Origin of the sequence: Streptomyces sp. URMC 129 (assembly GCF_051386415.1) — a bacterium.
GTDB lineage: Bacteria > Actinomycetota > Actinomycetes > Streptomycetales > Streptomycetaceae > Streptomyces.
The window spans coordinates 61322-87962 of record NZ_JBPQTQ010000004.1 but is presented as its reverse complement, the minus strand read 5'-3'; the positions used below and the strand labels follow the sequence as shown (position 1 = coordinate 87962).

Genomic DNA, 26641 nt, shown 5'->3' with positions numbered 1-26641 from the left:
GCCACCGCCCCCGCCGCCGCCCTGCTCGCCGGGTGCGGTGGCGGAGACGGCCGAGACGGCGGCGAGGGTTCTCTTTCCGGGTATCACGATGCGGGCCTTTCCACGGCGACGGACGAGGGTGCGGAGGGGAAGGGCCGGCGCAGCAGCCGAGACGCGGCGGCCGAGACGAAGAACAGCCCCACGGCCACGGCGGCGATCGTGGCGCCGGCCGCGGTGCGCGCGTGCCACGAGATCACCAGCCCGGCGACGGTCGCGGCACTGCCGCCCAGCGCGGCGCCCAGCATGATCAGCGGGATCCGCCGCGCCCACAGCGCGGCGGCGGCCGGCGGCGCGATGAGGAGGCCGAACACCAGCAGCGTGCCGACCACATGGAACGAGGCGACCATGGCGAGCGTGACCAGCGCGAGCAGCAGCGCCTGGGCGGCGGCGGGCCGCAGCCCGAGGGTGCGCGCCTTGCGCTCGTCGAAGGCGAGCGCGACGAACGCCCGGTGCCCGGCCGCCGCGAGGGCGGCGGCGAGGAGCAACGCGACGGCGAGGTACCGCAGATCACTCGCGCGCACGGCCAGCACGTCGCCGAACAGCAGGCCCGTCAGGTCGACGGCGAAGGACTGCGACCGCGAGACGATGATCACGCCGGCGGCGAGCATGCCGGCGAACACCAGGCCGATGACGGTGTCCTGGGACACCCGCGACGACCGGCTGAGCGCCGTCACCCCGGCCGCCATGGCACCGGCGCTGAGCGCGGCCCCCAGGAGCGGGCTGCCGCCGAGCAGCGAGGCGAGCGCGACGCCGGGCAGCATCCCGTGCGACATCGCGTCCCCGATGAACGCCATGCCGCGCAGGACGACCCAGGTCCCGGCCAGGGCGCACATCAGGGACACCAGCACCCCGCCCCACAGCGCGCGCTGGACGAACGACACCGCGAAGGGCTCGAACAACCACTCCATGGCCGGTCACACTACAATGAAAATGATTGTCGATTCAATGTAGAGCCAAACCCGGTCAATGCAGGGGAAGTTGGGACCAGACGACATGCCGCCACACAGCCGACCAGCGGAAAGCGCCGCGCCGCCCGCCGAGTTGACGTTCACCGGCCTGTGCGCGGGCTACGGCCGCCACCGGGTCCTGCACGGCCTCACCGGCCGCATCCCCCGGGCCCGCGTCACCGCCCTCGTCGGCCGGAACGGCTCGGGGAAATCGACCCTCCTGGGCGTGCTGGCCGGTACCGTCACCCCGGCCGCCGGCACCGTCACCCGCCGGGACACCGGCCGCCCCGCGTTCGTCGTCCAGCGCAGCGCCGCCTCCGACGCCCTGCCCCTCACCGTCCGGGAGACCGTCGCCATGGGCCGGTGGGCCGCACGCGGCCCCTGGCGCCGCCTGACCCGCGACGACCGGGCGATCGTCGACGCCTGTCTGGACCGGCTCGGCATCGGCCACCTGGCCGACCGGCGGCTCGGCACTCTCTCCGGCGGCCAGCGCCAGCGCGCGCTCGTCGCCCAGGGCCTGGCCCAGCGGTCGGACCTGCTACTCCTCGACGAACCGGCCGCCGGTCTCGACCTCGACGCCGGCCGCCGCATCACGGCCGCCCTCGACGACGCGCGGCACCGGGGCGTCACCGTCGTCCACGCCACCCACGACCTGGCCGAGGCCCTGCGCGCCGACCACTGCCTGCTGCTCGGCGCCGGCCGCCTCCTGGCGTCCGGCCCGCCGCACACCGTGCTCACCCGCGACGCCCTGGAACGGGCCTGGGACCTGCCGCGCCTCCCGCCGGCCCCCTGAGGAGCGGGCAACCGGAATGGAGAAACGTTTCGCGCGGCACATGGCCGCACGAGACCCTCCGCCCATTCCCGCCATCGCGGACAGCCCCCGAGTGTCCGAAATCAGCGTGGTCCCACGAGCCGGGAAGAGCCGTATAGTCGGAAAACCCCGCGGCGAAAGCGGTATCCCTTCCCGGCTTTCCCACGCGCCGGGGGAATCGTAGAAGATTCACCCACCGGAAAGGCGGGAGAGAAACGCGGGACCCACCCACCACCAACCCTCCTCCCCGGTGAAAGCTTTTCCCGGACACCGGCAGCCGGGAAACCGGCTTCACCAGGACCCGACTTTCCCGGCTTCACCGACTTCCCCGACGAAAGGGAGTGCCATGGTCACAGCGGCGGAATCGCCAGCCCCGGACCCCGGAGGGAGAAACCCCCGCGCCCGGCGGACGGAGCCGTCCCGTACCGCCCGCGCCCCCGAGCTGCCGGACGCCGCCCTGGAGTTACGCCTGGCGGCGACGTGGCTGGCGGACTCACTGGCCCCGGTGGCGCGCTGCCTCCCCCACCACTGGCGGAAGGCCGCGCGGGCGGCCCTCGGCCAACCGTGCGGCACCGCCCCGGACGGCGACCGCCGTTTCGGTGACGGCGCCTGGCAGACCCATCCCTACTTCCGCCTCCTCCGCCGCACCCACCAGACGGGCGACCGGTTCCTGCGCGAGCTGGTCGACGCCGCCGAACTGCCCAGGCGCCAGCACCGCCGGGCCCATCTCGCCGTGGATCTCCTCAGCGACGCGCTCGCGCCCGCCAACAGCCCGCTGGGCAACCCCGAGGTGCTCCGGAACGCCGTGCGCAGCCGCGGCGTCAGCCTGCTGAAGGGCGCCCGCAACGCCACCGAGGACCTGCTGCGCAACCACGGCCGCCCCCGCCAGGTGGAGCCGTCCCACTTCGTCCTGGGCCGGGACCTGGCCGCCACACCCGGCCGCGTGGTGCTACGCACCCCGTTGCTGGAGCTGATCCAGTACGCGCCGCAGACCCCCACGGTGCACGCCGTCCCGCTGCTGCTCAGCCCGCCCTGGATCAACAAGTACTACGCCCTGGACCTGGCGCCCGGCCGCAGCCTCCTCGAATGGGCCGTCCGCCACGGCCACACCGTCTTCACCATCAGCTACCGCAACATCGACAGCGGCTTCCACGACGTCAGCCTGGAGGACTACCTGCTCCGGGCACTGCTCACCGCGTGCGACGCCGTGCGCGACATCACCGGCGCCGAGCAGCTCAATCTCATCGGCGCCTGCAACGGGGGCACGCTCACGGTGATGCTGCTGGCCTGGCTGGCCGCGGGCGGCGAACGGCGCGTCCGCAGCGCCACCCTGCTCAACACCTCCATCGACTTCTCCGAGCCGGGCATGCTGGACGCCTTCTGCGACGACCGCACCCTCCGCCACGCCGAAAAGCTGATGGCCCGGCGCGGCTACCTCGACGGACACCAGCTGGCCATGCTCTTCGACCTCCTGCGCGGCAAGGACCTGTTCTGGCGCTACCTCACCCGCGGCTGGCTCATGGGCGAGAGTCCGCCCCCCTTCGACATCCTGACCTGGAACAACGACGTGATGAACGTCGCCGCCGCGACCCAGCGGGACTTCCTGCACGGGCTCTGCCTGGAGAACGGCCTGGTCAAGGGCACCCTGCACACCGGCGGCCGGCCGCTGCGCCTGGACCGGATCCGCGAGGACGTCTTCATGGTCGCCGCCCACAACGACCACCTCGTGCCCTGGGAGACCGCCTACCGCGGCGCCCGGCTCCTCGGCGGGGACGTCCGCTTCGTCCTCACCTCCGGGGGACACGTGGCCGGGCTCATCAACCCGCCGCGCCCGAAGGCGTCCTACTGGACCGCCGCCCCCCTCACCGCGGAGCCCGGGCAGTGGCTGGCCGGCGCCGAGCCGCGGCCCGGCTCCTGGTGGGAGCCATGGGCGGAATGGCTGGCCGAGCGCGCCGGCGCCCGGCAGGCCCCGCCCCCGCTGGGCAGCCCCGCCCATCCGGCCACCGACCCGGCACCGGGCACGTACGTGCGCGGCTGACCGCACCGGTACCGCTGCCGGACGGCGCGCGCCGCGCGCGGCGCCCGGAGGCCGTATCACCCTGCGCACGGCCGGAAGAATTTCCGGTGACGCGTTATTCCATGCGGTAGCCGCCGGGATTTCCGGGCCCTTTTTGAGCCTTTCCCGCACACCCGCTTCCCGCCGGACGTACCTGCCAGTAACGTGACGGGGACGGGGGCCCATCCATGAAGGAGCGAGCCCATGTCTCACGACGGAATGACCGAACGACGGATCATCGTCCAGGGAATTTCCACCCTGTACCTGGAAGCCGGCGAAGGCCCGGTGATCCTTTTGATACACGGCAATGCCACCGGCCCGCAGGACTGGCGGCGGATCATGCGCGAATTGTCCGCCACCCACCGGGTGGTGGCCCCGGCATTACCCGGTTATGGCGGCACCGGTCCGCTGGGGGACGTGCGGCCGAAGCGTCTGGTCTCGTTCCTCACCGCGTTCCTCGACGAGCTGGGCGTGGCCGAGGTCATCGCGGTGGGCCATTCGCTCGGCGGCCTGCTGGCCGGCGAGTTCGCGCTGACGCGCCCGGAGCGCGTGACGCGTCTGGTGCTGGCCGACTCCGCCGGGCTGGGGCGCGCGGTGAGTCCGGTCCTGATCGCCGAGTCACTGCTCCCGCCGCCCGTCGTCACGGCGCTGGTCACGGTGCTGACCCTGCCCGGCGGCGACGTGGCCAGGGTCGTCGGCCTCGCGGCGCAGCTCCGGCAGCCCTGGCGGGTGCCGCTCTCCGTCTGGGTGAGTCAGCTGCGGCTGTCCCACTCACCGAACTTCCTGCGCACCTCGCTGGAGACCGTCCGGGTCGGCGTCGGGCTTCTGGGGCAGCGCTTCGTCCTGACCGACCGGCTCGACGGCATCCGTGTCCCCACCCTGCTCATCTGGGGTCTCACGGACTCCGAATTCCCCGTGTGGCAGGGCTGGCTGGCGGCCCGGAGGCTGCCCTCCGGCCGCCTGGTGGTCATCCCGGGGGCCGGCCACGCCTCCCACCTGGAGTGCCACGAGGAGTTCGTCGACGCCCTCGGCCCCTTCGTCCGGGACCGGATCGCGGCGGGCCCGCCGCCCCCGGACTGATGCCCGGCCGGACCACCCACCACCCCCGCGAAGGAGGACCCATGTCGAACGACACCCCACACCGCCCGGTCCGCGAGGAAAGCCATCCGGTCGTGATCATCGGAGCCGGAGTGGGCGGCAGCATCACCGCCTTCCGGCTCGCCGAGGCCGGGGTGGACAACCTCGTGCTGGAACGGGGCCGCCGCTGGCCCATCACCCCCGACGGCGACACCTTCCCCACCGTGCCCTTACCGGACAAGCGCTTCGTCTGGCTGGACGACAAGCCCCCGACGCCCGTGTGCGACCAGGTGCCCTGGCTGGCGCGGACCAGCGAGGCGATCGCCGCGGCGGCGCTGCCGCGCTCCACCGGGCTGCTGGACGTGCTGCCGCACAAGAACCTCACCGTCGTGTGCGGGGCCGGAGTCGGCGGCGGCACCCTCGTCTACGGCGGGATCCTGCCCCAGCCGCGCCCCGGCCCGTTCCAGCAGGTCTTCCCCGCGGATGTCGACTACGCGGAGATGGACAGCGTCTACTACCCGCGGGCCCGCCGGCGCCTGGGCGCCACCGAGTTCCCCGACGACGTGCTCGCCCATCGCCGTTACCGCTCCAACCGCGTCTGGCGGTCCGCCGTCGAGAGCTCCGGGCTTCCGGTGGAACGGATCGACGCCACCTACGACTTCGACGTCATCCGGGCCGAACTCGACGGCCGCGCCAAGCCGTCGGCCACGGTCGGGCAGTACTTCTTCACCGGATGCGACAGCGGTGCCAAGCTCAGCGTGGACCGCACCTACCTGGCCCGCGCGGAGGCCACCGGGAAGACGGTGGTACGGCCGCTGCACAAGGTCACCGGCATCACCGAGGACCCCGACGGCCGTTACCGGGTCTCCGCCGAGCGGCTGGCCGTCGGCGGGGAAGTCCTGGAGCGGCTCGACGTGCTCTGCGCCCGGCTCGTCCTGGCGGCCGGCGGCGTCCACACGCCCCGGATGCTCGTCACCGCCCGCGACACCGGCGCGCTCCCCCGGCTGAACGAGCACGTGGGGGACCAATGGGGTACCAACGGCGACCAGTTGCCCATCCTCAAGACGATCGCGCTGCCCACCGGCACCCGTCAGGGCGGCCCTCCCGCCTTCCTCACCCGGAACGCCGGCGCCGACGCCCTGGTCACCCACGGAGGTCTGCCCTTCCCCATCGAGACCGGACTGCTGCTGTGCGCGGGCGTGGGCATGCCCGACCACTACGGGAGGTGGACGTACTCCACCGCCACGGAACACGCCCACCTGCGCTGGGCGACCGGCGGCGACGACAGCGCCCGGCGCGCCGTCGCCCGGCTGCTGCACGAGACCGCCCGGCACATCCCCTTCGGCGCCGTCACCCTCAACCCGCTGGCGCCGCACCCCCTGGTGCTGCACCCGCTCGGCGGCGCGGTCATCGGCAAGGCCACCGACGCCTACGGCCGCCTGCACGGCCACGACGGCCTGTACTGCCTGGACTCCGCCCTCATGCCGGGCTCCACCGCCGCCGCCAACCCGGTCCTGACCATCGCTGCCGTCGTGGAGCGCTGCCTGGACCACATCGTCGGCGACTTCACCTCCTGACGACGCCGACGACGCGTCCTTCGGGAACGTCGCGGAAGGGAAACGCCCATGTCCCTCGCTCAGCCGCCGACGCCCCGGGCCCCCGGGCGGGAGCCGCCCGCCGCGCCCATTCCCGCCGGGCCCCTGACCGCGTTGCTCCGCCGCCAGGAGGAGTTCGTCGACGCCCTCGGCATCCGGGCCGGGACCGTGCCCTCGGCCCGCGCCCTCCGGGAGCACGTGCGCGAGCCGCACGACCTCGGGTAGCGGCACCGGCGGCCGGGGCCGGGCCGGCCCCGCCCCGGCCGCCGTTCAGCCGCCCACCGCGGGCGTCGGCTCGCCCACGTAGGTGCGCCACAGCTCCGCGTAGCGCCCGTCCGCCGCCAGCAGTCCGGCGTGGGTGCCGTCCTCCACCACCCGGCCGTGGTCCAGCACCACCACCCGGTCCGCCCGCGCCGCCGTCGTCAGCCGGTGGGCGACGACCAGGGTGGTGCGGCTGCCCGCGAGCCGGTCGGTGGCCCGGTTCACCAGCGCCTCGGTCGCCAGGTCGAGCGCCGCCGTGGCCTCGTCCAGCAGCAGGACGTCCGGCTTCACCAGCTCGGCCCGCGCCAGCGCGATGAGCTGCCGCTGCCCCGCCGACAGGTTCCGCCCGCGCTCGCCGACCTGGTACCGGTATCCGCCCGGGAGCGCCGCGATCATCCGGTGCGCCCCGACCGCCCGCGCCGCGGCGGCGACCTCGGCGTCCGTCGCGTCCGGGCGGCCGTACGCGATCGCGTCCCGGACCGTGCCCCGGAACAGGTACGGCTCCTGCGGCACCACGCCCAGCCGCTGCCGGTACCCGGCCGGATCCAGCTCGCGCAGGTCCGTGCCGTCCACCCGCACCGCGCCCGCCGTCGGGTCGTAGAAGCGGGCGGCCAGCTTCACCAGCGTCGACTTGCCCGCGCCCGTCTCGCCGACGAACGCCACCGTCTGCCCGGCCGGAATCCGCAGCCGGACCCCCGACAGCGCCTCCTCGCCGTCCCCGTAGGAGAAGCTCACGTCGTCGAACTCCACCTCCCCGCGCAGCGACGTGACCGGCACCGGGTCCGCCGCCGTGGGCGTCGTCGTGGGCTCGCGCAGCAGCTCCTGGACGCGGCGCAGCGAGACCACCGCCTGCTGGTAGCCGTCGAAGACCTGCGAGAGCTGCTGCACCGGCGCGAAGAACAGCTCGATGTACAGCAGGTACGCCACCAGCGCGCCCGCCGTCAGCGTCCCGTCCCCCACCCGCCCGGCGCCCACGATCAGCACCCCGGCGGTGGCGAGGGTGGCCAGGAGCTGGACGAACGGGAAGTACACCGAGATCAGCCACTGCCCGTACACCCGCGCCTGCCGGTACCCGTCCGACCGGGCGGTGAAGCGCTCGTACCCGTCCCGCTCCCGCCGGAACGCCTGCACCATCCGCAGCCCGGCCACCGACTCCTGGAGGTCGGCGTTGACGCCGCTGACGCGCTCGCGCGCCAGCTCGTAGGCGCGGGTGCTGTGCCGCCGGAAGTAGACGGTGCCAATCACCAGCGGCACCAGCGTGGCCAGCACGACCAGCGCGAGCTGCCCGTCGATGGCGACGAGCACGCCCATGATCCCGAAGAACGTCAGCACCGCGACCAGCGCCTGCGTCAGCCCGGTCTGGAGGAACGTGGTCAGCGCGTCCACGTCCGTCGTCATCCGGGTCATCACCCGGCCGGTCAGCTCGCGTTCGTAGTAGGCCAGGCCCAGCCGCTGGAGGTGGGCGAAGATCTTCACGCGCAGCGCGTACAGGGCCCGTTCGCCCGTGCGGCCCACGGCCCGGATCGCGCCGAACTGCGCGACCCACTGCGCCAGCACCACGGCCAGCGCCAGCGCCGACGCCGCCCACACGGCGCCCAGCGCCTGCCGCTGCACGCCCTCGTCGATGCCGTGCCGGATCAGGACCGGGAGCAGCAGCGAGGCGACGGCGTCGGCCACCACGAGCAGCAGCGCGAACGCCAGCGGCCGGCCGAGGCCGCCGAGCAGCCGCCGCAGCCCGTAACTGTCCTCGGGTCGGGCGGCCCGTTCCTCGTCCACGTCCGGGGTGTCCTCGGCCGGCGGCAGCGCGGCGACCTGCACCAGCAGCTCGGGCGTGGCGCCGCCCTCCGCCGTCCCGTCCTCCGCCCCGGGACCCCACAGCGCGGCGTCCTCGGTGTCGTTGGTGTCATCGGCGTCCTCGGCGTTGGCGTCGCTGTCGCCGTCGCCCGCGAACACGCCCGCCGGGTCGCGCTCGACGCCGCCCAGCTCCCCCGGATCGGCCAGCAGCCGCCGGTACAGCTCGCAGCGCGCGACCAGCTCCTCGTGCGTGCCGGTGTCCACCAGCCGCCCGGCGTCCAGCACGGCGACGCGGTCCGCGAGCTGGAGCGTGGACTGCCGGTGGGCGATGAGCAGCGTGGTCCGCCCGGCCATCACCGACCGCAGCGCGCCGTGGATCTCGTGCTCGACGCGCGCGTCCACCGCCGAGGTGGCGTCGTCGAGGATCAGCAGGCGCGGGTCGGTGAGGATGGCGCGCGCCAGGGCGATGCGCTGCCGCTGCCCGCCGGAGAGGGTCAGGCCCTGCTCGCCGATCACCGTGTCGTAGCCGTCGGGCAGGTCGTTGATGAACGCGTCCGCCTGCGCCGCCCGCGCGGCGGCCCGGATCTGCTCCTCGGTCGCCTCGGGGTGCCCGTAGGCGAGGTTGGCGCGGATGGTGTCGGAGAAGAGGAAGCTGTCCTCGGGCACCAGCCCGATCGCGGCCCGCAGCGACGCGTACGTCAGCTCCCGCACGTCCTCGCCGCCCACCCGGATCGCGCCGCTGTCCGGGTCGTAGAAGCGCGGCAGCAGCAGCGAGACGGTGGACTTGCCGCTGCCCGACGTGCCGACGACGGCCAGGGTCTCGCCCGGCTCGATGCGCAGCGACAACTCCCGCAGCACCGGCCGTCCCTCGCCGTAGCCGAAGCTGACCCGGTCGAACTCGACGGTGGCCGGCGCGTCGGCGGGCAGCGCGTGCGCGTCCGGCGCCTCCCGTATCTCCGGCTCGGTGTCGATGAGTTCGAGCACGCGCTCCACGCCCGCGCGGGCCTGCTGGCTGACGGTGAGGATGACGGTGAGCATCCGCACCGGGCCGACGAGCTGCGCGAGATAGGTGGAGAACGCCACGAACGTGCCCAGCGTGATCTGGCCGCGCGTCGCCATCCAGCCGCCGAGCGCCAGCATCGCGACCTGCCCGAGGGAGGGCACGGCCTGGAGGGCCGGCGTGTAGCGGGCCGTCAGCCGCACGGTCCGCATGCGGGCGGCGAACAGCCGCCGCCCCGCCGCGCGCAGCTTGCCGGTCTCCTGCTCCTCCTGCCCGAAGCCCTTCACCACCCGCACGCCGGTGATCGCGCCGTCCACGACCCCGGCCACCGCGCCCGCCTCGTTCTGCGCGACCCAGGTGGCGGGGAAGAGCCGGGTGCGGCTGCGGCCGGCCACGAACCACAGGGCGGGCGCCACGGCCAGCGCGACCAGCGTGAGCGCGGGCGAGAGCACCACCATGACGACGAGGGAGACGGCGAAGAGCATCAGGTTGCCGATGGTCATCGGCATCATGAAGAGCAGGCCCTGGATGAGCTGGAGGTCGCTGGTCGCCCGCCCGACGACCTGCCCGGTGCTGAGCTGGTCCTGCCGCCGCCCGTCGAGCCGGGTGATGGTGCGGAACATCTCGGTCCGCAGGTCGTGCTGCACGTCGATGCCGAGCCGGCCGCCGTAGTAGCGGCGGATGAACGTCAGCGCGTACACGACGACGGCCGCGGCGACCAGCAGCCCGATCCACAGCCCGAGGCCGCGCTCCTCACCGACGACGACGTCGTCGATGACCACCTTGATGATCAGCGGCATCAGGGCCATCACGCCCATGCCCAGGAGCGAGGAACCGACCGAGAGGAGCAGGTTGCGGCGGTACCGCCAGCAGTAGGCGGTCAGCCGTCGTATCCATCCACCATCCCGCGCCGTCTGTCCCGCCACAGAACGCCTCCCGCTCCTCGCCGTGCCGCTGCCATCGCTTGCCAACGCACGAGCATGGTCATTTCATCCCACCGCAACACGATGAACAGGGCGGTGCCACCGGGAAAACCGTTTGCGGTCGCGGGGACCAGGGCCTACGGTCACGGCCATGGGAATCCAGGCTCTGATCGACGGTCTGCGCGCCGCCGCGCGGTCCGCCGGCTGGAGCCCGCTCCAGACCCGTCGCCCGCGCCACCGGCGCCCGGCCCTGGTCTGACGCCTCTCATCCCCCGGCCCAGGGCCGTCCGTGTGTCCCACCGACCCGGACAGGCCGCCGATCCCGTGGCCTGTCCTCGCACACGAGGACGACGCCCGTGGCTTCCCGCCGCAAGACTCTCTCCCAGAATTTCCTCCACCACACCGGCGTGCTGCGCCAGATCGTGCGCGCCGCCGCGCTCCGGCCGAGCGACCTGATCGTCGAACCCGGCGCGGGCGAGGGCACCCTCACCCGCGTCCTGGCCCGCGCCACGCGCGAGGTGATCGCCTACGAGCTGGACCCCGACCTGGCCGCCCGGCTCCCGGACCGCCTGAGGTCCGAGCGGAACGTGCGCGTGGTGCGCGGCGACTTCCTCGCCGCCCGCCCGCCGCACACGCCGTTCGCCGTCGTGGGGAACATCCCGTACTCCCGCACGACGGACATCGTCCGCTGGTGCCTGGACGCCCGCCCGCTCACGTCGGCGACGCTGGTCACCCAGCTGGAGTACGCGCGGCGGCGGACCGGCCGGTACGGCACCTGGCCGCTGCTGACGGTCAGGACGTGGCCCGAGTTCGACTGGCGCCTCGGCCCGCGCGTCGACCGCCGCCACTTCACGCCGGTGCCGCGGACGGACTCCGCGGTCCTGCGGATCACCCGCCGCGACGCGCCGCTGCTCCCGCGCCGCGACCTCCCGGCCTACCGGGCGCTGGTGACCGAGGGCTTCACCGGCCTCGGCGGCTCGCTGCGGGCCACCCTGACCCGCCACCACCGCGCGCACCGCGTCCGGGAGGCCCTGGCGGCGGCCCGTGTCCCGGCCGACGCCCCGGTCGGCCTGGTCACCCCGCGCCAGTGGATCGTGCTGTTCACCCGGCTGCGGTGACGGCCGACCCGCCGCTCAGGGCCGCCGCGGCGCGGTGTTGTCGACGCGGACGCCGCCGTTGACCACGACAGCGGCGACCGAGCCCCGGTCGGCGCGGAGGGTCACGTCGCCCCCGACGACCGGCCCGCCCGCCACCGGCTCCCGCAGCAGGTCGCGCAACCGGCCGGCGAGCGCGTCCCGCTCGCGCTCGTCGGCCGCGCTCTCCAGCAGCGCCTCGAACCGCGTCTCCCAGGCCACCTGCTCCCGCACCCGGACCAGGTCACCGCCGGACCCGTCCGCCAGCGCGGCGGCCGTCCGGTCCAGGCGCTCCAGTTCGGCGCGCTCCCGCTCCGCGTTCCCCCGCCCGAACCACCCGGCGACCTTCGCCCGGAACCCGGTCCACGCGTCCGTCCCGGCCGCCTGCACCACGGCCGCCCCGCCCGTCGCCGCCAGTGCCGTCAACGCCTCGGAGAGCATCGCCCACCCACTTCGCTCGTGTCGTCCGCCTGTCCGCCACCCGGGTACACGTCCGGCGCCCGCCCCGGGTTCCGATGAGTTCGCCCGCCCGGCCGGGTCAGCATCCGTGACACGGTCACCCACCGACATGAGAGGACGGACCGGCGTGTTCAAGAACACCAAGGCGTTCAGCGGATTCTCCGTGGACGACATCGCGGCGGCCAGGCGGTTCTACGGCGAGACCCTGGGGATCGACGTCTCCGGGGAGGACGGGATGCTCTTCCTGCACCTCGCCGGGGAGCGGGAGCACCTGATCTACCCCAAGCCGGACCACACCCCGCCCACCTGCACCCTGCTCAACTTCCCGGTCGACGACCTGGAGGCCGCCGTCGACCAGCTCACCGAGCGCGGCGTCGTGCTGGAGCGGTACGAGGGCGCCGACGAGAAGGGCATCCACCGGCCGGAGGGCGGCCCGCCCATCGCCTGGTTCCGCGACCCGGCGGGGAACTACCTGTCCGTCCTCCAGCAGTGAGGCACGGGCCCGCCCGGCGGCCCCCCGCCGCCGGGCGGGCCCGGCTCCGGGGCCGGAGATCACAGCTCGGGCACTTCCCCTCCGTAAAGCGGTCATCGGGGCGATACTGGCCGTATGCCGACGATCGCCGTGCCCTCCCGAACGGAACTGGTCGACCACCTCATACGGACCCGGATCGCGGGCGACGTGGCGACTCCACGCGAGAACAACCTCTCCCACTACCGGGAGCTGGCGAACGGCAACCGGTACTTCTGGCTCGGCCTCGAATTCGGCGACCGCTGGACCGACGAGCAGGACGTGCTGGCCGTGATGGCCGAGCGCTGCGGTGTCGACGAGGACCCCGGGCACCGGCACGGCCAGGACACCATCGACCCGGAGCTGACGGTGGACGGCCTGGAGCGGGCGGCGACGCTGCTGCGCAAGGCGGTCGTCGGCAAGCAGCGGGTGCTGGTGGCCACCGGTCACCCCGGCGGGCTCCTCGACGTGCACGCCCGCACCGCCGCCGCCCTGGAGGCCGCGGGCTGCGAGCTGGTCCAGGTGCCGATCGGGCTGACGGCCGACGAGGGCGTCGTGGCGCAGATGGCGAACGTGGCGATGTACGAGCGGGGCGCGACACTCTGGCACACGCACTCGCCGCAGCCCATGACCGAGATCCTCGACGCCCTGCCCCAGACCGGCGAGCCGATGCCCGACCTGGTGATCGCCGACCACGGCTGGGCGGGCCGCGCGGCCCAGTACGGCATCGACACCATCGGCTACGCCGACTGCAACGACCCGGCGCTCTTCCTCGCCGAGGCCGAGGGGACGCTGTCGGTGTGCGTGCCGCTGGACGACCACGTCACCAACCCGCGGTACTACGAGCCGCTGACCGCCTACCTGCTGGACGCCGCCGGGCTGGCCCAGGGCTGAGGCCCCGGGCCCGCCGCCACGGCGGGGCTCACGGACGCGGGCGCGGCACCCGCATCAAGCCCTCCTGGATCACCGACACCGCCAGCCGCCCGTCCCGCGTGAAGATCCGGCCGCGCGCCAGGCCACGGCCACCCTGGGACGTCGGCGAGTCCGTGTCGTACAGCAGCCACTCGTCCGCCCGGAACGGCCGGTGGAACCACATCGCGTGGTCCAGGCTCGCGCCCACGATGTCGCCGGTCATCCAGCCGCCGCGGCCGTGCGCGACCAGCACCGAGTCCAGCAGCGTCATGTCCGACACGTAGGTGCCCAGGCACAGGTGCGCCACCGGGTCGTCGCGGTCCCCGTCCAGCTTGCCGTTGGCCCGGAACCACACCTGCGACCGTGCCGCGCGCGGCTGCCCCGCCGTGGCGAACGGCGGCTCCGCGACGTACCGCAGGTCGATCGCCCGTCTGGCCTGGAGCAGCAGGTCCACCGCGCGCGGGTCGAAGAAGAGGTCCGCGTACCGCGGCAGCATCTCCTCGGCGGTCGGCAGCGTCTCCGGGTCCGGCGCGTCCGGCATCGGCTCCTGGTGCTCCAGGCCCTCCTCCGCCACCTGGAACGAGGCCGACAGGTGGAAGATCGGCTGCCCGTGCTGCACGGCCACCACCCGGCGGGTGGTGAACGAGCGGCCGTCGCGGATGCGGTCCACGGTGTAGACGATCGGGGAGCCCGGGTCGCCGGGGCGCAGGAAGTAGGAGTGCAGGGAGTGCGGCAGACGGTCCTCGGGCACGGTGCGGCACGCCGCCACGAGGGCCTGGGCGGCGACCTGGCCGCCGAAGACCCGGGGAATGACGGAGGCGTGGCTGTCGCCCCGGAAGATGTCTTCTTCGATCCGTTCCAGGTCCAGCAGGTCGAGCAGATACTGCAGAGTAGCGTCCATACCGGCAATTCTCCCGCACAAACGTGCGGAAGCCCGGATCCTGATCAGGATCCGGGCTTCCGGTCAGTAGCGGGGACAGGATTTGAACCTGCGACCTCTGGGTTATGAGCCCAGCGAGCTACCGAGCTGCTCCACCCCGCGTCGTGATGTCTTTACCTTAGCTCCATCCGGAGGCCGCGTGCAAATCGGTGGTCAGCCGTGCGGCGCGGAGGCCGCGTTCGCGGCGGCGACGCATCCGGGGCAGCGCCCGTAGTACGTGACGACCGCGCCGGAGACCGCGAAGCCGAACCGCTCCCCGGCGGGCAGCGCGGGCAGCGGGTCGGCGCTGGGGCGCACGTCCCGCATCGCGCCGCAGCCGGAGCAGACCAGGTGCTGGTGCGGACGGTGCGCGTTCGGGTCGTAGCGCTTGGCCCGGCCGTCCGTGGTGACCTCCAGGACCTCGCCGAGCGCGACCAGCTCGCCCAGCGTGCTGTAGACGGAGGCGCGGGAGATCTCGGGCAGCTTCCCGGCGGCCCGCCTGTGCACCTCGTCCGCGGTGAAGTGCACATGATCGCCGTCCAGCACCTCGGCGATGACGCGCCGCTGGGCGGTGAGACGCCAGCCGCGCTCCCGGAGTCGCCGCAGCAGGTCACTCATGACTTCCACCCTCACCCTCACGCGTGACATCCCTTGACCCGACCGTGTACGAATCGAGGGAGTGTCTTGACTTGGACATAGTCCAATATAGGATCCGGTGGAGACGACGGCCAAGGGCCCGAGCAGGACGATCGACCTGAACGTGAAAGGCGTGACCGGCACCATGACCGACCAGATCGCAGCGGGACCGCTCACCACGGAGGCCGGCGCCCCCGTCGCGGACAACCAGAACAGCCAGTCCGCGGGTGTCGGCGGCCCCGTGCTGATCCAGGACCAGCTCCTCGTCGAGAAGCTGGCCCACTTCAACCGCGAGCGGATCCCGGAGCGTATCGTCCACGCCCGCGGCGCCGGCGCGTACGGCACGTTCACCGTCACCGCCGATGTGACCCCGTGGACGCGGGCCGCGTTCCTGTCCCGGATCGGCAAGCAGACCGAGGTCTTCGTCCGCTTCTCGACCGTCGCCGGGAGCCTGGGGTCGGCCGACGCCGTGCGCGACCCGCGCGGCTTCGCGATCAAGTTCTACACCGAAGAGGGCAACTACGACCTGGTCGGCAACAACACGCCGGTCTTCTTCATCAAGGACGCGATCAAGTTCCCGGACTTCATCCACACCCAGAAGCGCGACCCGTACACAGGCTCGCAGGAGCCGGACAACGTCTGGGACTTCTGGGGCCTGTCGCCGGAGTCCACGCACCAGGTGACCTGGCTGTTCGGCGACCGCGGCATCCCCGCCTCCTACCGCCACATGAACGGGTACGGCTCGCACACCTTCCAGTGGAGCAACGAGGCGGGCGAGGCGTTCTGGGTCAAGTACCACTTCAAGACCGACCAGGGCATCAAGAACCTCACCACCGAGGAGGCCAACGTCCTGGCCGGCACCGACCCGGACAGCCACCAGCGGGACCTGCGCGTCTCCATCGAGAACGGCGACTTCCCGTCCTGGACCGTGCAGGTCCAGATCATGCCCGTCGCCGAGGCCGCGACCTACCGGTTCAACCCGTTCGACCTGACCAAGGTCTGGCCGCACGCGGACTACCCGCCGATCACCATCGGCACGCTGGAGCTGAACCGGAACCCGCGGAACGTGTTCGCCGAGGTCGAGCAGTCGATCTTCTCCCCGCACCACTTCGTGCCGGGCATCGGCCCCTCGCCCGACAAGATGCTCCAGGGCCGCCTGTTCGCCTACGGCGACGCCCACCGGTACCGCGTCGGCATCAACGCCGACCACCTCCCGGTGAACCGGCCGCACGCCACCCAGGCCCGCACCACCCACCGCGACGGCTTCGCCTACGACGGCCGGCACGGCGGCGCGAAGAACTACGAGCCGAACAGCTTCGGCGGCCCGGTCCAGACCGACCGCCCGCTGTGGGAGCCCGTCCCCGTCTCCGGGTACACCGGCGACCACGTGGCCCCCTCGCACGCCGAGGACGACGACTTCGTCCAGGCGGGGAATCTGTACCGGCTCATGGCGGACGACGAGAAGGACCGTCTGATCGAGAACCTCGCGGGATTCATCGCGAAGGTCTCCCGTGACGACATCGCCGAGCGGGCCGTGGAGAACTTCCGCAAGGCGGACGAGGACTACGGCAAGCGGCTCGCCTCCGCGGTCCAGGCCCTCCGCGGCTGACGACCGGGACGTCCCGACGTCCCGGCACCGCCGCTTGCCGTGATACCCCGGAGCGGCCGGACGCCCAGAGGCTCCGGCCGCTCCGGACTGTGTCCGGCCGGGTCAGGCCCTGCCGACCACCGGGGTCCAGCAGTTGATGATGTCGCGCACCGAGACGATGCCGATCGGTTCGTTGGCGTCGAGGACGATCAGGTGCCGGAAGCCGCCCTGCGCCATCGCGGACGCCGCCTCGGCGAGCGTCCACTGCGGCGCGGCGAAGACGACGTCGGTCGTGGTGTGGGCGCCCGCCCGTTCGCGGTCGGGATCCTGGCCCCGGCCGACCGAGGCCAGGATGTCCCGTTCGGTGATGATGCCCACGCCCGAGGTCTCGGGGTCGAGCACGACCGCGGCGCCGACCCGGCGGGCCGACATCAGGCGGGCCGCCTGACGGAGCGTGTGATGGGGACCGATGGTGAGGACGACGGTGCTCATCGCGTCGCGGACCAGCATGGGATGAGCCACCTCCTGCCATGAGAGGGGGTGAGGGTTGGGGTGCTGTGCGCAAGCGGGAAAAGCGGGCAGCCTCGCGAGGCAATTCACAAGGCCACAAGTGGGGGGGTTCTCATGCTCACACGCCGCCCTCGCCCCAACAAGGGTGCGTACCCCGGAAACCACGCCCCGGCCAGATCGGGCCCGGCCCTTCCCGCCGGACCAGCGCGCGGCGGGAAGGGCCGGACACGGCCTAGGCGCCCAGATATCCCAGCAGTTCCTCGTGCAGCAGCCCGTTCGACGCCGCCGCGTCCGCGCCGAGCGGCGCGTCCCGCCCGTCCAGCCCGGTGAACCGGCCGCCCGCCTCCCGCACCACGATCGCGTTCGCCGCCATGTCCCACAGCGACAGCTCCGGCTCGGCGCAGAGGTCCACGGCCCCCTCGGCGACCATCATGTAGGACCAGAAGTCGCCGTACGCCCGCGTCCGCCAGCACGCCCGGGTCAGTTCCATGAACCCGCCCAGCCGGTCGCGCTCCTCCCAGCCCGACAGCGACGAGTACGAGAACGACGCGTCCGCCAGCCGGGACACCCGCGACACCCGCAGCCGGGTCGCCGACGTCAGGCTCCGGCCCGTGTACGCCCCGCCGCCCAGCGCGGCCCACCAGCGCCGCTGGAGCGCCGGCGCCGACACCACCCCGACCACCGGCCGGTCGCCCTCCTCACCGCGCTCCATCAGCGCGATCAGCGTCGCCCACACCGGCACGCCGCGCACATAGTTCTTGGTGCCGTCGATCGGGTCCACGACCCAGCGGCGGGCGCCCTGCCCCTCGCTGCCGAACTCCTCGCCCAGCACCGCGTCCCGGGGCCGGGCGCGCGCCAGGACGCCCCGGATCAGCTCCTCGGCCGCCCGGTCCGCCTCGCTGACCGGCGTCATGTCCGGCTTCGTCTCGACCTTCAGATCAAGGGACTTGAACCGCTCCATCGTCGCGGCGTCGGCGGCGTCGGCCAGGACGTGCGCGAGGCGCAGATCATCGTGGTAATCGGACATGCCCCACAGTATGCGGCCATCGGGCGCCCGGCCCGGCGCCGGACGTCTTGACACCTCCCGCCCCTCCCGTCAATTCTGTCCCGGACCAGCCGGAGCCGCCTTCGGAAGGCGAGGAGGCGACGTTGCCCACCGCGCGTGAGTCCCTGTTGCGAGCCGCCCGCGACGCCCTCGAACGGCGTCCCTGGCCCCTGGTCAGGATGGTCGAGATCGCCGCCGCCGCCGGGGTGTCCCGGCAGACCCTCTACAACGAGTTCGGGGACAAGGCCGGCCTCGGCGCGGCCCTGGCGGAGCGTCAGCTCACCCTGTTCCTCGACGGGTTCCGCGCGTACTGCGCCGACACCGGCCGCACGCCCGACGAGATCCTCGCCGGGACGACCGACTGGATCCTCGGCGCCGCGCACGCCGACGTCCTGGTCCGCGGCTCCCTCGTCGGCTGCCCCGGCGCCGGGCTGCCGCGGCCCGTCCGGCGGCCCGGCGAGCTGGTCGCCGAGCTGTGCGACCGGGCGGTGCGCGCCCTGGCGCGCCGTACGCCACCGGCCGAGGCGGCCGGGCTCCCCGGCCGCTGCGAGACGGCGATCCGCCTCGCGGTCTCCCACCTCGTCGCCCCGGTCCCCGTGTCCCGGGACCGCTGAGCGGCGCGGCGGGGCCCGGCGCGGAGCGGGGTCAGTCGCCCTCGCGGCGCTCGCGGGTGGCCAGCAGGCGGCGCAGCGAGTACAGCCGCGCCGGCTCCGCGTGCCCCGCGGCGACCCAGGCGTCCAGCGCGCAGTCCTTCTCGTCGTGGCTGCACGCGCGCGGGCACTCCGCCGTGCCGGGCACCAGATCCGGGAAAGCGTGGATGACCCGCGACGGGTCCACGTGGTGCAGGCCGAACGACCGCACGCCCGGGGTGTCGATCACCCAGCCCGAGGTGCCCGGCAGCGGCAGCGCGAGCGCCGAGACGGTGGTGTGCCGGCCCCGGCCGGTCACCGCGTTGACCTCGCCGGTGGCCCGCTGCCGCTCCGGCACCAGCGCGTTGACCAGCGTCGTCTTGCCGACCCCGCTGTGCCCGACGAACGCGGTGATCCGGCCGGCCAGCAGCTCCCGCACCCGGCCCACGGCCTCCTCGTCGAACTCCTCGCGGCTGGTCACCACGTGCCGGACGCCGAGCGGCGCGTACGTCTCCAGCAGCGGCCCGGCCGGGGCCAGGTCCGCCTTGGTGAGGATCAGCAGCGGGTCGAGCCCCGCGTCGAAGGCCGCGACCAGGCAGCGGTCGATCAGCCGCGGCCTGGGCTCGGGGTCGGCCAGGGCGGTGACGATGGCGAGCTGGTCGGCGTTGGCGACGACCACCCGCTCGAACGGATCGTCGTCGTCCGCCGTGCGGCGCAGCGTGGACCGGCGCTGCTCCACCCGCACGATCCGCGCCAGGGTGTCCTTGGCGCCCGACAGGTCCCCGACGACGGCCACCCGGTCCCCGACCACGACGCCCTTGCGGCCCAGCTCGCGCGCCTTCATCGCGGTGACCGTGCGGTCCTCCACCAGGCAGGTGACCCGGCCCCGGTCCACGGTGAGGACGAAGCCCTCGGCGGCGTCCTCGTGGGCCGGGCGCCGGCTGGTGCGCGGCCGGGTGCCCCGGCGGCTGGGGCGGACCCGGACGTCGTCCTCGTCGGTGTGCTTGCCGTAGCGGCGCATGGCGGTCGCGCCCTAGTCGCTCTCTCCCGAGAGCATCCGGTGCCACAGATCCGGGAAGTCGGGCATCGTCTTGCCGGTGGTGGCGATATTCTCGATCTCGATGTCCTTCACCAGCAGGCCGAGGATCGCGCCCGCGGTGGCGAGCCGGTGGTCCTCGTAGGTGTGGAAGACGCCGCTGTGCAGCGGGCGCGGCCGGATGCGCAGGCCGTCGGAGGTCTCGGTGACGTCACCGCCGAGCGAGTTGATCTCCTTGGTGAGCGCGGCGAGCCGGTCCGTCTCGTGCAGGCGCAGGTGCGCGACGCCGCGCAGCACGGACTCCGACTCGGCCAGCGCCGCCACGGCCGCGATGCCCGGGGTCAGCTCCCCGACCTCGCTCAGGTCGGCGTCGATGCCCCGCACCCGCCCGGTGCCGCTGAACGTCAGGCCCCGGTCGTCCAGGGTGCACCGGCCGCCCATGTCGGTGAAGATCCGGCGCAGCGCGTCGCCGGGCTGCGTGGTCTGCCGGGGCCAGTCGGGGATGGTCACCGTGCCGCCGGTGACCAGGGCGGCGGCCAGGAACGGCTGCGCGTTGGACAGGTCGGGCTCGACCACCACGTCGCGGCCGAGCAGCGCGCCCGCGGTCACCCGCCACACGTTGGGCTCGCCGCCGGAGTCGGGCGAGTCCACCTGGGCGCCCGCCTTGCGCAGCATGTCCACGGTCATCCGGATGTGCGGCATGGACGGCAGGGTGCGGCCGGTGTGGCGGACCTCGATGCCCTGGTTGAACCGGGGCGCGGACAGCAGCAGGGCGCTGATGAACTGGGAGGACGTCGAGGCGTCGACCTCCACGTAGCCGCCGTCGAGGGACCCGGCGCCGTGCACGGTCAGCGGCAGCGCGCCGCGCCCGTCGTCCTCGACGCGGGCGCCGAGGGCGCGCAGCGCGTCGATGAGGCCGCCCAGCGGGCGCTCGTGGGAGCGGGGGTCGCCGTCGAAGCGGACCGGCCCCTCGGCCAGCGCGGCGAGCGGCGGCAGGAAGCGCATCACGGTGCCCGCGTTGCCCACGTCGATGGTGGCGGGCGCCTGCGGCGCGCCGGGGATCACCCGCCACGACTCGCCGCGGCCCTGGGGCAGTCCGGAGACCGCGGAGCTGGACGAGACGGTCTCCTCGATGCCGATGCCGAGCGAGCGCAGGGCGTCGGCCATCAGGAGGGTGTCCCGCGAGCGCAGCGGGCGGCGCAGCCAGCCGGGGTCGGCGGCGAGGGCGGCCAGGATCAGGGCGCGGTTGGTGACCGACTTGGATCCGGGCACCGTGACGGTCGCATCGACCGCGCCGGAGGCGAGCGGCGCGGGCCAGAGCGCGAGGGTTTCGCTGTGGTCGGTCATAAACACTCACTCTAGTGCGCGACGCACCGTGACGACCCGGCTCACAGGCCGAGCAGCCATCGGCCGCCGCCGATCAGGGAGGTCAGGGTGACGGCGTGGAAGAAGACGAGCCACATCAGGGCGGGTACGTGCGTGAGCCGGGCCAGTTGGTCGGCGTCGGAGTCCCGGGCCGCGCCGTGGCGGCGCTTGGCCTGGAGCTCGAACACCGGCCGGACCCCGCCCAGGAGCAGGAACCAGACCACGACGTAGGCGAACGCCGCCCGCACGTCCGGCCCGGTGAGCCAGGACACCAGCAGGAACGCGGCCCCGGTGAGGACCACGGTCAGCATGCCGTACGCGTTGCGGACCATCACGAGCAGCGCGAGCAGGAGGCCGGTCGCCCCCCACAGCAGGGCGGTGACGCGGCCCCCCGCGAGCAGGGCCGCGCCGCCGAGCCCGAGCAGCGAGGGCGCGGTGTACCCGGCGGCGGCGGTGAGGATCATGCCGAACCCCGCGGGCTTGCCACGGGAGACGGTGAGACCGGAGGTGTCGGAGTGCAGGCGTATGCCCTCCAGCCGCCGGCCGGTCAGCAGGGCCATCAGCCCGTGGCCGCCCTCGTGCGCGATCGTGATCGTGTTCCGGGACAGGCGCCAGACACCGAACGGCGCGACCGCCGCGAAGGCGAGGGCGGCGGTCACGAGGATCAGCCAGAGGTCGGGCTCGGACTGGGTGCCGGTGACCCGGCTCCACAGCTCGTCGATGTCAGCGATGTCCATAGCGGGCCGATTTTAGGGGTCCGCGGACAGGCGTGGGGTCACTTCCCCGATTGTGCGATCGCCTGCTCTATGCGGGCCACCAGGGCGTCGGCGTCCACGTCGTCGTTCCCGGCCGCCAGGGTGCCGGCCAGTTCGGCCACGGCGGCGCGCAGCGCGGTCACCTCCGAGACCAGCGCGGTGAGGTAGCCCCAGGCGTCCTTGGCGGCGCCCTCCGCCTTGAACTGCCAGGTGTGGTGCGGCGACGACGCGTCGTCCCACATCTGGCGGGCGTCCCTGCTGTCCAGCCGGGTGTCCTTGTACAGGGCCACCTGCCGGGCCGCCGCCTTCGCGATCTTCTCGATGTCCTCGTCGGACACGGCCATGTCGTCCTCCTCCGGATTCCAGTCGGCGGCGTGCCTGAGCCGTTCCGCGACGCGCTTGCGCACGTCGCCCATGGTGATGCCGGGGCCGCGCGGGTCGATCTTCCCCGGCTGCCACTCCGCGTGGCCGATGACCGAGGTGTCGCCGCCCTTGCCCCAGCCGTGCGCCCGGCACAGGGCGGCGGAGGCGCGGACCACGGCCTCGACCTGCTCGGCGGGCCAGGGGTCCTTGTTGTCACCGAGATTGACGCACTCGAACCCGTAGAAGTGGATGTTGCCGTCGGTGTCGGTCTCGTTGTCGGCGGGCAGGGACGTCTCGGCGATGACTGCGGCGAGCACGTCGCCGTCCCCGGACCCGGCGTGGTTGGCGCGGCCGTGGCCGACCAGGTGGACGGTGCCGTCCTTGGCGATCACACCGTGGCACAGCGGCCCCGGCAGGTCCGAGCGACCCGCGTAGCACAGCTCGACCGTGGCATCGGTCCCGGTGGTGACGGTGTGATGGATCATCACCCCGTGCACCGGCCCCCAAGCCCCCTTGTGGTTCCGGTTGTTCGTACGCCACGACTTGTACTCGACGACCTTGACACCCTCGTTCTTCAGGGCCTTCAACAGCGTGTCGGCGGAGAGTGGAGAAGCCATAGCAATGCCCCTTCGCTCCGGGACGGGGCGCCCCGGACGCTGTAATCAGATTGCCACGGGGAGTGGCACTGCGTGCCCGACGTGACACGAATAACCGGATTGTGATGGGGTCGTCCGGGCCGGTCAGCGCCGCGGCGCGCGAACCGGCGTGATCCACGGGTTGCGCCCGCGCCTGGTGGGCAGCAAGGGGACAGGGCCGGTGCCCGGCCCGCGACCGCCCTCGTTCCCCAGGAGGCTTCCCATGTCCGTCCTGATCATCGGCCGCAGCCGGCGCATCGTGGACAAGGCCACCGCCGCGCTGCGGCGCCACGGCTTCGAGGCGGCGGGCGTCACCGCCGACGCCGACGCGGCCCGCCTGCTGACGGCCGGCGGCGTCACGGCCCTCGTGATCGGCGGCGGCGTCGGCCCGGCGAGCCGCGACCACCTGACCGGCCTGGCCCGCACCGCGGACACGGCCGTCATCCACGGCCGCCTCGGCCTGGGCGGCGTCCGGCGGTATGTGCGCCGGCACGTGATCCCCGCACTGCGCCGGACATGACGAGGGCCCGGCCGCGCTTCCGCGGGCCGGGCCCTGACCGTCTGGGGTGAGTGACGGGACTCGAACCCGAACCGTTAACCACCTGTGACCTGCGACGATGCCACACAAGCGGACAAACTACCCATCTGCGTGACGCTCGATGACGCTCCCCGTAGCCATCGGGCGCTGGATGGGCCGCCCGTTTGGTCACGGCCAAACGCTGTCGGTGCCGCCTCCCGAGCCCCTGTAGGGGGTGAGTGCAAATGGTTCTTCCCGAGCAACAGACGGCCCCGGCCACCGATCGCGGTGGCCGGGGCCGTCCTTACCAGGCAGTGGGTTTGCGGTCTCCGCCCGGCGCTGCGCACGCTCAGGGCTCACGTCACCGGACACGCGCAGGGCTCAGCGGCGGTAGTTCGCCGACGCGGGGCCCGCGTCACCGGCCGGGCCGGACCGAGGGCATGCCGCGCAGGATGCCGATCTCGGTGCGCGGTCGCAGGATCAGGAGCATGCCGTCGAGGTGCAGGCGCGTGCCCTCGGGCACGTGGTCCATCCCCCGCACGGGGTAGTAGTCGCCGTCGATGCTGATGACGTCTCCGATCCTGATCGTCTCGCCGGTCACGGTGATCGACTCGGGACCTCGTTGTCTTCGCCCGCTCACCGCCACTCCTCTCTTTCGTCGTGCTGCTCGCACTGTGCTGCTGCGGGAGCGGCACAGTCACCCGCGTGGCCCCACGGAAGCCCCTCCGTGCTCAGCAAGAGCACGAGGCGGGGCCGAGGGGGCGGGAAACATACCACCGCGCGGTATGGCCTGATAGGGGCTTTCCCGGTGGCGTGTCAGGGTGCCGATCGCCCCCGTCCCCCCGCACCTCCTCGCACTCCGTGCGGACATCGGCCGACGCGTGCGCGCGGCCCGGGAGCGGGCGCGGCTCACGCAGCCCCAGCTCGGGGAGCGGATGGGCGTGGACTGGAAGTCCATCTCCAGATTGGAGAACGGGCTCGTGAGCCCGAGGGTGGATCGGTTGCTGGAGATCGCTCTGGTCCTGGGTGTGCCTCCGGCTTCGCTGATGCCTGGTGGGCCCCGGCTGCCGCCCGAGGGGACAGCAGCCGGGGCCCGCGATCCGCAGTAGGTCGCTCTCCTCCTTCACGGACCCCCATGGGGGCGCTCACAGCCGGATGTGCCACTTCCCTCGGGCGAGGACGGCGCGTCCGTCGGGCTTGATGAGCACGCGGGCGCCGCGAACGGGTAGTTCGCCGTTGCTGAGCCAGTAGGAGCGGATCGCGTCCAGCTCGTTCCACAGGCGGCGGGGACCACCCTGGTGCACGGCCGGCGGGTCGTCGCCGGTGGCGGTGGCGCGGGCCCAGGATCCGTCCGGGTGGGCCATGAGGGCGACGCGCTGCTCGCCGTCCTCCTGGTACTGGTGCTCGATTCCAGGGACGGTGAGGCCGAGCATTGAGGACAGGTCCCATGCGTTCGCGACGTCGACCACCGGGTACGGGCCGACCGTCACCTCGTCGCCTTCCTGATCGCGGGCCAGGGCGAGCAGTTCCCCGACGCCGGGCGGGTAGTCGCCGGGGCTGGGGCGGGCGTGCATGAAGCCCGCGCGGTCCCATTCCACGCGTCCTTCGGCGCCGCCGTCCGCCCTCTTCTCGGCGGTGACGATCAGGGATGTGCCGGAGATCGTGGTGACCAGTCGGCCGCCGGTGCGCAGCGCGGCCAGCCAGCTCACCGGGATGGGCCGGACCGCGACGGTGGCGACGATGCGGTCGTAGCTTCCGGGCAGCGCGCCGGTCGCGTCGCCACAGAAGATGCCGGGACGCAGCCCCATGCCGGCCAGGCGTTCGCGGGCGACGCCGACCAGGTACGGGTCGATGTCCACGCTCGTCACCCGCTTCTCCCCCAGGCGGTGGGTCGCGAGCGCGGTGCCGTACCCGGACCCGGTGCCCACGTCGAGCAGCTCGTCGCCGTGGTCGAGCTGGGCGTACCGGAGCATGCGCAGGGTGAGGCTCGGCAGGGTCGCCGAGGAGGTCGGCAGGCCGACCGGCCGGTCGCCGGGCGTGGCGTGGTCGGCATGCTGGCCGACGACGCTGGTGATCAGCGATCTGTCGGCGTAGGCCGTCGCGGCCCACCGGGCTTCGTCCTCGGCACCGTCGATGAGGGTCCAGCCGTCCGGGCCGCGTTCCCACCAGCGGGGCACGAGCTGATGGCGGGGCGTCTCGGCCAAGGGTCGGCGCCAGCGTGATCCGCCGCTGGTCAGTCTCACCGCGAGGGCGGCGGCGTGAGGATGCCAGGTCACGCGAGGGCTCCCAGAGGTGGGGCAGGTGCGAAGTCGTAGGCAGGGGCGCAGGCTTCGGTGTTCGCCGGATCGCAGTCGTTGCTGTCGTCCGGCGTGCAAGCCGCCTCGGCCACCGGCACCATAGCGGCCGTCGCGGCCCACCGGGTGCCGCCGATGATGTCACGCAGCCGCGTCTGCCGGACGTTCCCGCTGGGGAAGTCGCGGGACAGGATGCAGCCGTACACGTCGCCGTCGGGGCCGACGGCGGCGCGCTGGTGGAAGCAGCGCCCGCACAACTCCGAGAGGGACGCCGGGCTCCCGCCGGCGGCGCGGCCGACGCGTCGAGTCCGGTCGATGCGGATGTTCGTGATCCCGAGCCCGCGCAACTGGGTGACGGCTTCCGCCACGCGCTGCCCCGGAATGACCTCGACCACCCCGACGCGCAGCGGGATACCGCGCTGGACCGCGGCCTTGATGTTGGCGAGGGTGCTGGCATGGCTGCCCCGGCCGCGCGTGATCTGCTGGTGCTCGTCGGGGTCGTCCGAGTAGTAGCTGGTGGCCAGCCGGACGCCGGGGCGCTCCAGCCGCGCCCACAGCGACGGGCGGACATGCGTGAGATTGCTGTAGACCTCGGCCTGGAGACCGATACCGGCGGCGCGGTCCATCAGCGCGGGAAGGTGCGGCGACAGGGTCGGCTCGCCGCCGATGAACTGCACCTCCGGAATGCCGAGCGTGCGAACGTCATCGAGGACGTGCAGCCAGTCCAGGAGGCTCATCGTCCCGGCCGGGGCCTGCGGACTGGAGCCGGTACAGCAGTGAGTGCAGTTCAGGTTGCAGGTACCGGTGATCTCCAGCTCCACGGAGCTGATAGTG

At 73.2% G+C, this 26641-nt stretch carries 26 protein-coding genes and 1 tRNA gene; 12 read left to right on the top strand and 15 right to left on the bottom strand.

The annotated features are described in order from the left end of the window. Positions 1–83: 83 nt before the first annotated feature. The gene (gene aztB, locus ACSNOC_RS02160; protein WP_436745461.1) at positions 84–947 is read right to left on the bottom strand and encodes a zinc ABC transporter permease AztB; all 864 of its coding nucleotides are present in this window, start codon (positions 945–947) and stop codon (positions 84–86) included. 85 nt (positions 948–1032) lie between these two features. On the opposite strand from aztB, the gene aztA reads away from it, so the two are divergent. From aztA to ACSNOC_RS02135, 5 genes are all read left to right on the top strand, one after another. After that, positions 1033–1779, top strand: a complete 747-nt coding sequence (aztA, locus tag ACSNOC_RS02155) for a zinc ABC transporter ATP-binding protein AztA (protein WP_436745460.1) — start codon at positions 1033–1035, stop codon at positions 1777–1779. Positions 1780–2143: 364 nt separating this feature from the next. Further along, complete coding sequence (locus ACSNOC_RS02150; RefSeq protein ID WP_436745459.1) at positions 2144–3835, top strand: PHA/PHB synthase family protein; 1692 nt, start codon at positions 2144–2146, stop codon at positions 3833–3835. Positions 3836–4057: 222 nt separating this feature from the next. Beyond that, on the top strand, positions 4058–4933 hold the full coding sequence (locus tag ACSNOC_RS02145) for an alpha/beta fold hydrolase (protein WP_436745458.1): 876 nt from the start codon (positions 4058–4060) through the stop codon (positions 4931–4933). Positions 4934–4974: 41 nt separating this feature from the next. After that, positions 4975–6507 carry a GMC oxidoreductase gene (locus tag ACSNOC_RS02140; protein WP_436745457.1) on the top strand — a complete coding sequence of 511 codons (1533 nt, stop codon included), beginning with the start codon at positions 4975–4977 and terminating at the stop codon, positions 6505–6507. Between the two features lie 48 nt (positions 6508–6555). After that, complete coding sequence (locus ACSNOC_RS02135; protein ID WP_436745456.1) at positions 6556–6750, top strand: hypothetical protein; 195 nt, start codon at positions 6556–6558, stop codon at positions 6748–6750. Between the two features lie 45 nt (positions 6751–6795). On the opposite strand, the gene ACSNOC_RS02130 is transcribed toward ACSNOC_RS02135, so the two are convergent. Beyond that, entirely contained in the window at positions 6796–10506 is a 3711-nt protein-coding gene (locus tag ACSNOC_RS02130; RefSeq protein WP_436745455.1) for an ABC transporter ATP-binding protein, read from the bottom strand. A gap of 353 nt (positions 10507–10859) precedes the next feature. Here ACSNOC_RS02130 and erm point away from each other — a divergent pair, with 353 nt between their 5' ends. Then, positions 10860–11621: an ErmE/ErmH/ErmO/ErmR family 23S rRNA (adenine(2058)-N(6))-methyltransferase gene (erm, locus tag ACSNOC_RS02125; protein ID WP_436745454.1), complete on the top strand. Its 762-nt coding sequence runs from the start codon at positions 10860–10862 to the stop codon at positions 11619–11621. Positions 11622–11636: 15 nt separating this feature from the next. On the opposite strand, the gene ACSNOC_RS02120 is transcribed toward erm, so the two are convergent. Then, positions 11637–12077: a hypothetical protein gene (locus tag ACSNOC_RS02120; protein ID WP_436745453.1), complete on the bottom strand. Its 441-nt coding sequence runs from the start codon at positions 12075–12077 to the stop codon at positions 11637–11639. A gap of 145 nt (positions 12078–12222) precedes the next feature. Between ACSNOC_RS02120 and ACSNOC_RS02115 the strand changes: the two genes are divergently transcribed. Together ACSNOC_RS02115 and ACSNOC_RS02110 are read left to right on the top strand one after the other, a co-directional pair. Then, positions 12223–12588: a VOC family protein gene (locus ACSNOC_RS02115; protein WP_436745452.1), complete on the top strand. Its 366-nt coding sequence runs from the start codon at positions 12223–12225 to the stop codon at positions 12586–12588. 123 nt (positions 12589–12711) lie between these two features. Then, complete coding sequence (locus ACSNOC_RS02110; protein ID WP_436745466.1) at positions 12712–13497, top strand: phosphatase; 786 nt, start codon at positions 12712–12714, stop codon at positions 13495–13497. Between the two features lie 28 nt (positions 13498–13525). On the opposite strand, the gene tesB is transcribed toward ACSNOC_RS02110, so the two are convergent. From tesB to ACSNOC_RS02095, 3 genes are all read right to left on the bottom strand, one after another. After that, positions 13526–14416 (bottom strand): acyl-CoA thioesterase II, encoded by an 891-nt coding sequence (gene tesB / locus ACSNOC_RS02105; RefSeq protein ID WP_436745451.1) that lies wholly within the window; start codon positions 14414–14416, stop codon positions 13526–13528. Positions 14417–14483: 67 nt separating this feature from the next. Next, a tRNA-Met gene (locus ACSNOC_RS02100) sits at positions 14484–14557 on the bottom strand. A gap of 51 nt (positions 14558–14608) precedes the next feature. Further along, positions 14609–15052 carry a Fur family transcriptional regulator gene (locus ACSNOC_RS02095; protein ID WP_436745450.1) on the bottom strand — a complete coding sequence of 148 codons (444 nt, stop codon included), beginning with the start codon at positions 15050–15052 and terminating at the stop codon, positions 14609–14611. Between the two features lie 163 nt (positions 15053–15215). Here ACSNOC_RS02095 and ACSNOC_RS02090 point away from each other — a divergent pair, with 163 nt between their 5' ends. Then, complete coding sequence (locus ACSNOC_RS02090) at positions 15216–16679, top strand: catalase (RefSeq protein WP_436745465.1); 1464 nt, start codon at positions 15216–15218, stop codon at positions 16677–16679. 102 nt (positions 16680–16781) lie between these two features. On the opposite strand, the gene ACSNOC_RS02085 is transcribed toward ACSNOC_RS02090, so the two are convergent. Together ACSNOC_RS02085 and hisN are read right to left on the bottom strand one after the other, a co-directional pair. Further along, on the bottom strand, positions 16782–17168 hold the full coding sequence (locus ACSNOC_RS02085) for a CBS domain-containing protein (RefSeq protein ID WP_436745449.1): 387 nt from the start codon (positions 17166–17168) through the stop codon (positions 16782–16784). 232 nt (positions 17169–17400) lie between these two features. Further along, on the bottom strand, positions 17401–18195 hold the full coding sequence (hisN, locus tag ACSNOC_RS02080) for a histidinol-phosphatase (RefSeq protein WP_436745448.1): 795 nt from the start codon (positions 18193–18195) through the stop codon (positions 17401–17403). Positions 18196–18317: 122 nt separating this feature from the next. Between hisN and ACSNOC_RS02075 the strand changes: the two genes are divergently transcribed. Further along, a complete protein-coding gene (locus tag ACSNOC_RS02075) occupies positions 18318–18827 on the top strand; it encodes a TetR/AcrR family transcriptional regulator (protein WP_436745447.1) in 510 nt (169 codons plus the stop codon). A gap of 31 nt (positions 18828–18858) precedes the next feature. Here ACSNOC_RS02075 and rsgA read toward each other — a convergent pair whose 3' ends face one another. From rsgA to ACSNOC_RS02055, 4 genes are read right to left on the bottom strand one after another with little or no spacing between them, the layout of a single operon-like run. Next, entirely contained in the window at positions 18859–19863 is a 1005-nt protein-coding gene (gene rsgA, locus ACSNOC_RS02070) for a ribosome small subunit-dependent GTPase A (protein WP_436745446.1), read from the bottom strand. Between the two features lie 12 nt (positions 19864–19875). After that, a complete protein-coding gene (aroA, locus tag ACSNOC_RS02065) occupies positions 19876–21225 on the bottom strand; it encodes a 3-phosphoshikimate 1-carboxyvinyltransferase (RefSeq protein ID WP_436745445.1) in 1350 nt (449 codons plus the stop codon). 41 nt (positions 21226–21266) lie between these two features. Next, entirely contained in the window at positions 21267–21980 is a 714-nt protein-coding gene (locus ACSNOC_RS02060) for a M50 family metallopeptidase (RefSeq protein ID WP_436745444.1), read from the bottom strand. 38 nt (positions 21981–22018) lie between these two features. Beyond that, a complete protein-coding gene (locus tag ACSNOC_RS02055; RefSeq protein WP_436745443.1) occupies positions 22019–22978 on the bottom strand; it encodes a peptidoglycan recognition protein family protein in 960 nt (319 codons plus the stop codon). Between the two features lie 241 nt (positions 22979–23219). Between ACSNOC_RS02055 and ACSNOC_RS02050 the strand changes: the two genes are divergently transcribed. Next, entirely contained in the window at positions 23220–23516 is a 297-nt protein-coding gene (locus ACSNOC_RS02050) for a hypothetical protein (RefSeq protein ID WP_436745442.1), read from the top strand. Between the two features lie 412 nt (positions 23517–23928). Here ACSNOC_RS02050 and ACSNOC_RS02045 read toward each other — a convergent pair whose 3' ends face one another. Further along, positions 23929–24153: a hypothetical protein gene (locus tag ACSNOC_RS02045; protein WP_436745441.1), complete on the bottom strand. Its 225-nt coding sequence runs from the start codon at positions 24151–24153 to the stop codon at positions 23929–23931. 181 nt (positions 24154–24334) lie between these two features. Between ACSNOC_RS02045 and ACSNOC_RS02040 the strand changes: the two genes are divergently transcribed. Then, positions 24335–24622 carry a helix-turn-helix domain-containing protein gene (locus ACSNOC_RS02040; protein ID WP_436745440.1) on the top strand — a complete coding sequence of 96 codons (288 nt, stop codon included), beginning with the start codon at positions 24335–24337 and terminating at the stop codon, positions 24620–24622. Positions 24623–24658: 36 nt separating this feature from the next. On the opposite strand, the gene ACSNOC_RS02035 is transcribed toward ACSNOC_RS02040, so the two are convergent. Beyond that, positions 24659–25717: a methyltransferase domain-containing protein gene (locus ACSNOC_RS02035; RefSeq protein ID WP_436745439.1), complete on the bottom strand. Its 1059-nt coding sequence runs from the start codon at positions 25715–25717 to the stop codon at positions 24659–24661. Between the two features lie 68 nt (positions 25718–25785). After that, on the bottom strand, positions 25786–26628 hold the full coding sequence (locus tag ACSNOC_RS02030; protein WP_436745438.1) for a radical SAM/SPASM domain-containing protein: 843 nt from the start codon (positions 26626–26628) through the stop codon (positions 25786–25788). Positions 26629–26641: the final 13 nt, after the last annotated feature.

Bases quoted from the DNA above. Each gene is read 5' to 3' on its own strand.
- aztB (WP_436745461.1), bottom strand. From the start codon at position 947: ATGGAGTGGTTGTTCGAGCCCTTCGCGGTGTCGTTCGTCCAGCGCGCG.
- aztA (WP_436745460.1), top strand. From the start codon at position 1,033: ATGCCGCCACACAGCCGACCAGCGGAAAGCGCCGCGCCGCCCGCCGAG.
- ACSNOC_RS02150 (WP_436745459.1), top strand. From the start codon at position 2,144: ATGGTCACAGCGGCGGAATCGCCAGCCCCGGACCCCGGAGGGAGAAAC.
- ACSNOC_RS02145 (WP_436745458.1), top strand. From the start codon at position 4,058: ATGTCTCACGACGGAATGACCGAACGACGGATCATCGTCCAGGGAATT.
- ACSNOC_RS02140 (WP_436745457.1), top strand. From the start codon at position 4,975: ATGTCGAACGACACCCCACACCGCCCGGTCCGCGAGGAAAGCCATCCG.
- ACSNOC_RS02135 (WP_436745456.1), top strand. From the start codon at position 6,556: ATGTCCCTCGCTCAGCCGCCGACGCCCCGGGCCCCCGGGCGGGAGCCG.
- ACSNOC_RS02120 (WP_436745453.1), bottom strand. From the start codon at position 12,077: ATGCTCTCCGAGGCGTTGACGGCACTGGCGGCGACGGGCGGGGCGGCC.
- tesB (WP_436745451.1), bottom strand. From the start codon at position 14,416: ATGGACGCTACTCTGCAGTATCTGCTCGACCTGCTGGACCTGGAACGG.
- ACSNOC_RS02095 (WP_436745450.1), bottom strand. From the start codon at position 15,052: ATGAGTGACCTGCTGCGGCGACTCCGGGAGCGCGGCTGGCGTCTCACC.
- ACSNOC_RS02090 (WP_436745465.1), top strand. From the start codon at position 15,216: ATGACCGACCAGATCGCAGCGGGACCGCTCACCACGGAGGCCGGCGCC.
- ACSNOC_RS02085 (WP_436745449.1), bottom strand. From the start codon at position 17,168: ATGCTGGTCCGCGACGCGATGAGCACCGTCGTCCTCACCATCGGTCCC.
- hisN (WP_436745448.1), bottom strand. From the start codon at position 18,195: ATGTCCGATTACCACGATGATCTGCGCCTCGCGCACGTCCTGGCCGAC.
- rsgA (WP_436745446.1), bottom strand. From the start codon at position 19,863: ATGCGCCGCTACGGCAAGCACACCGACGAGGACGACGTCCGGGTCCGC.
- aroA (WP_436745445.1), bottom strand. From the start codon at position 21,225: ATGACCGACCACAGCGAAACCCTCGCGCTCTGGCCCGCGCCGCTCGCC.
- ACSNOC_RS02060 (WP_436745444.1), bottom strand. From the start codon at position 21,980: ATGGACATCGCTGACATCGACGAGCTGTGGAGCCGGGTCACCGGCACC.
- ACSNOC_RS02055 (WP_436745443.1), bottom strand. From the start codon at position 22,978: ATGGCTTCTCCACTCTCCGCCGACACGCTGTTGAAGGCCCTGAAGAAC.
- ACSNOC_RS02050 (WP_436745442.1), top strand. From the start codon at position 23,220: ATGTCCGTCCTGATCATCGGCCGCAGCCGGCGCATCGTGGACAAGGCC.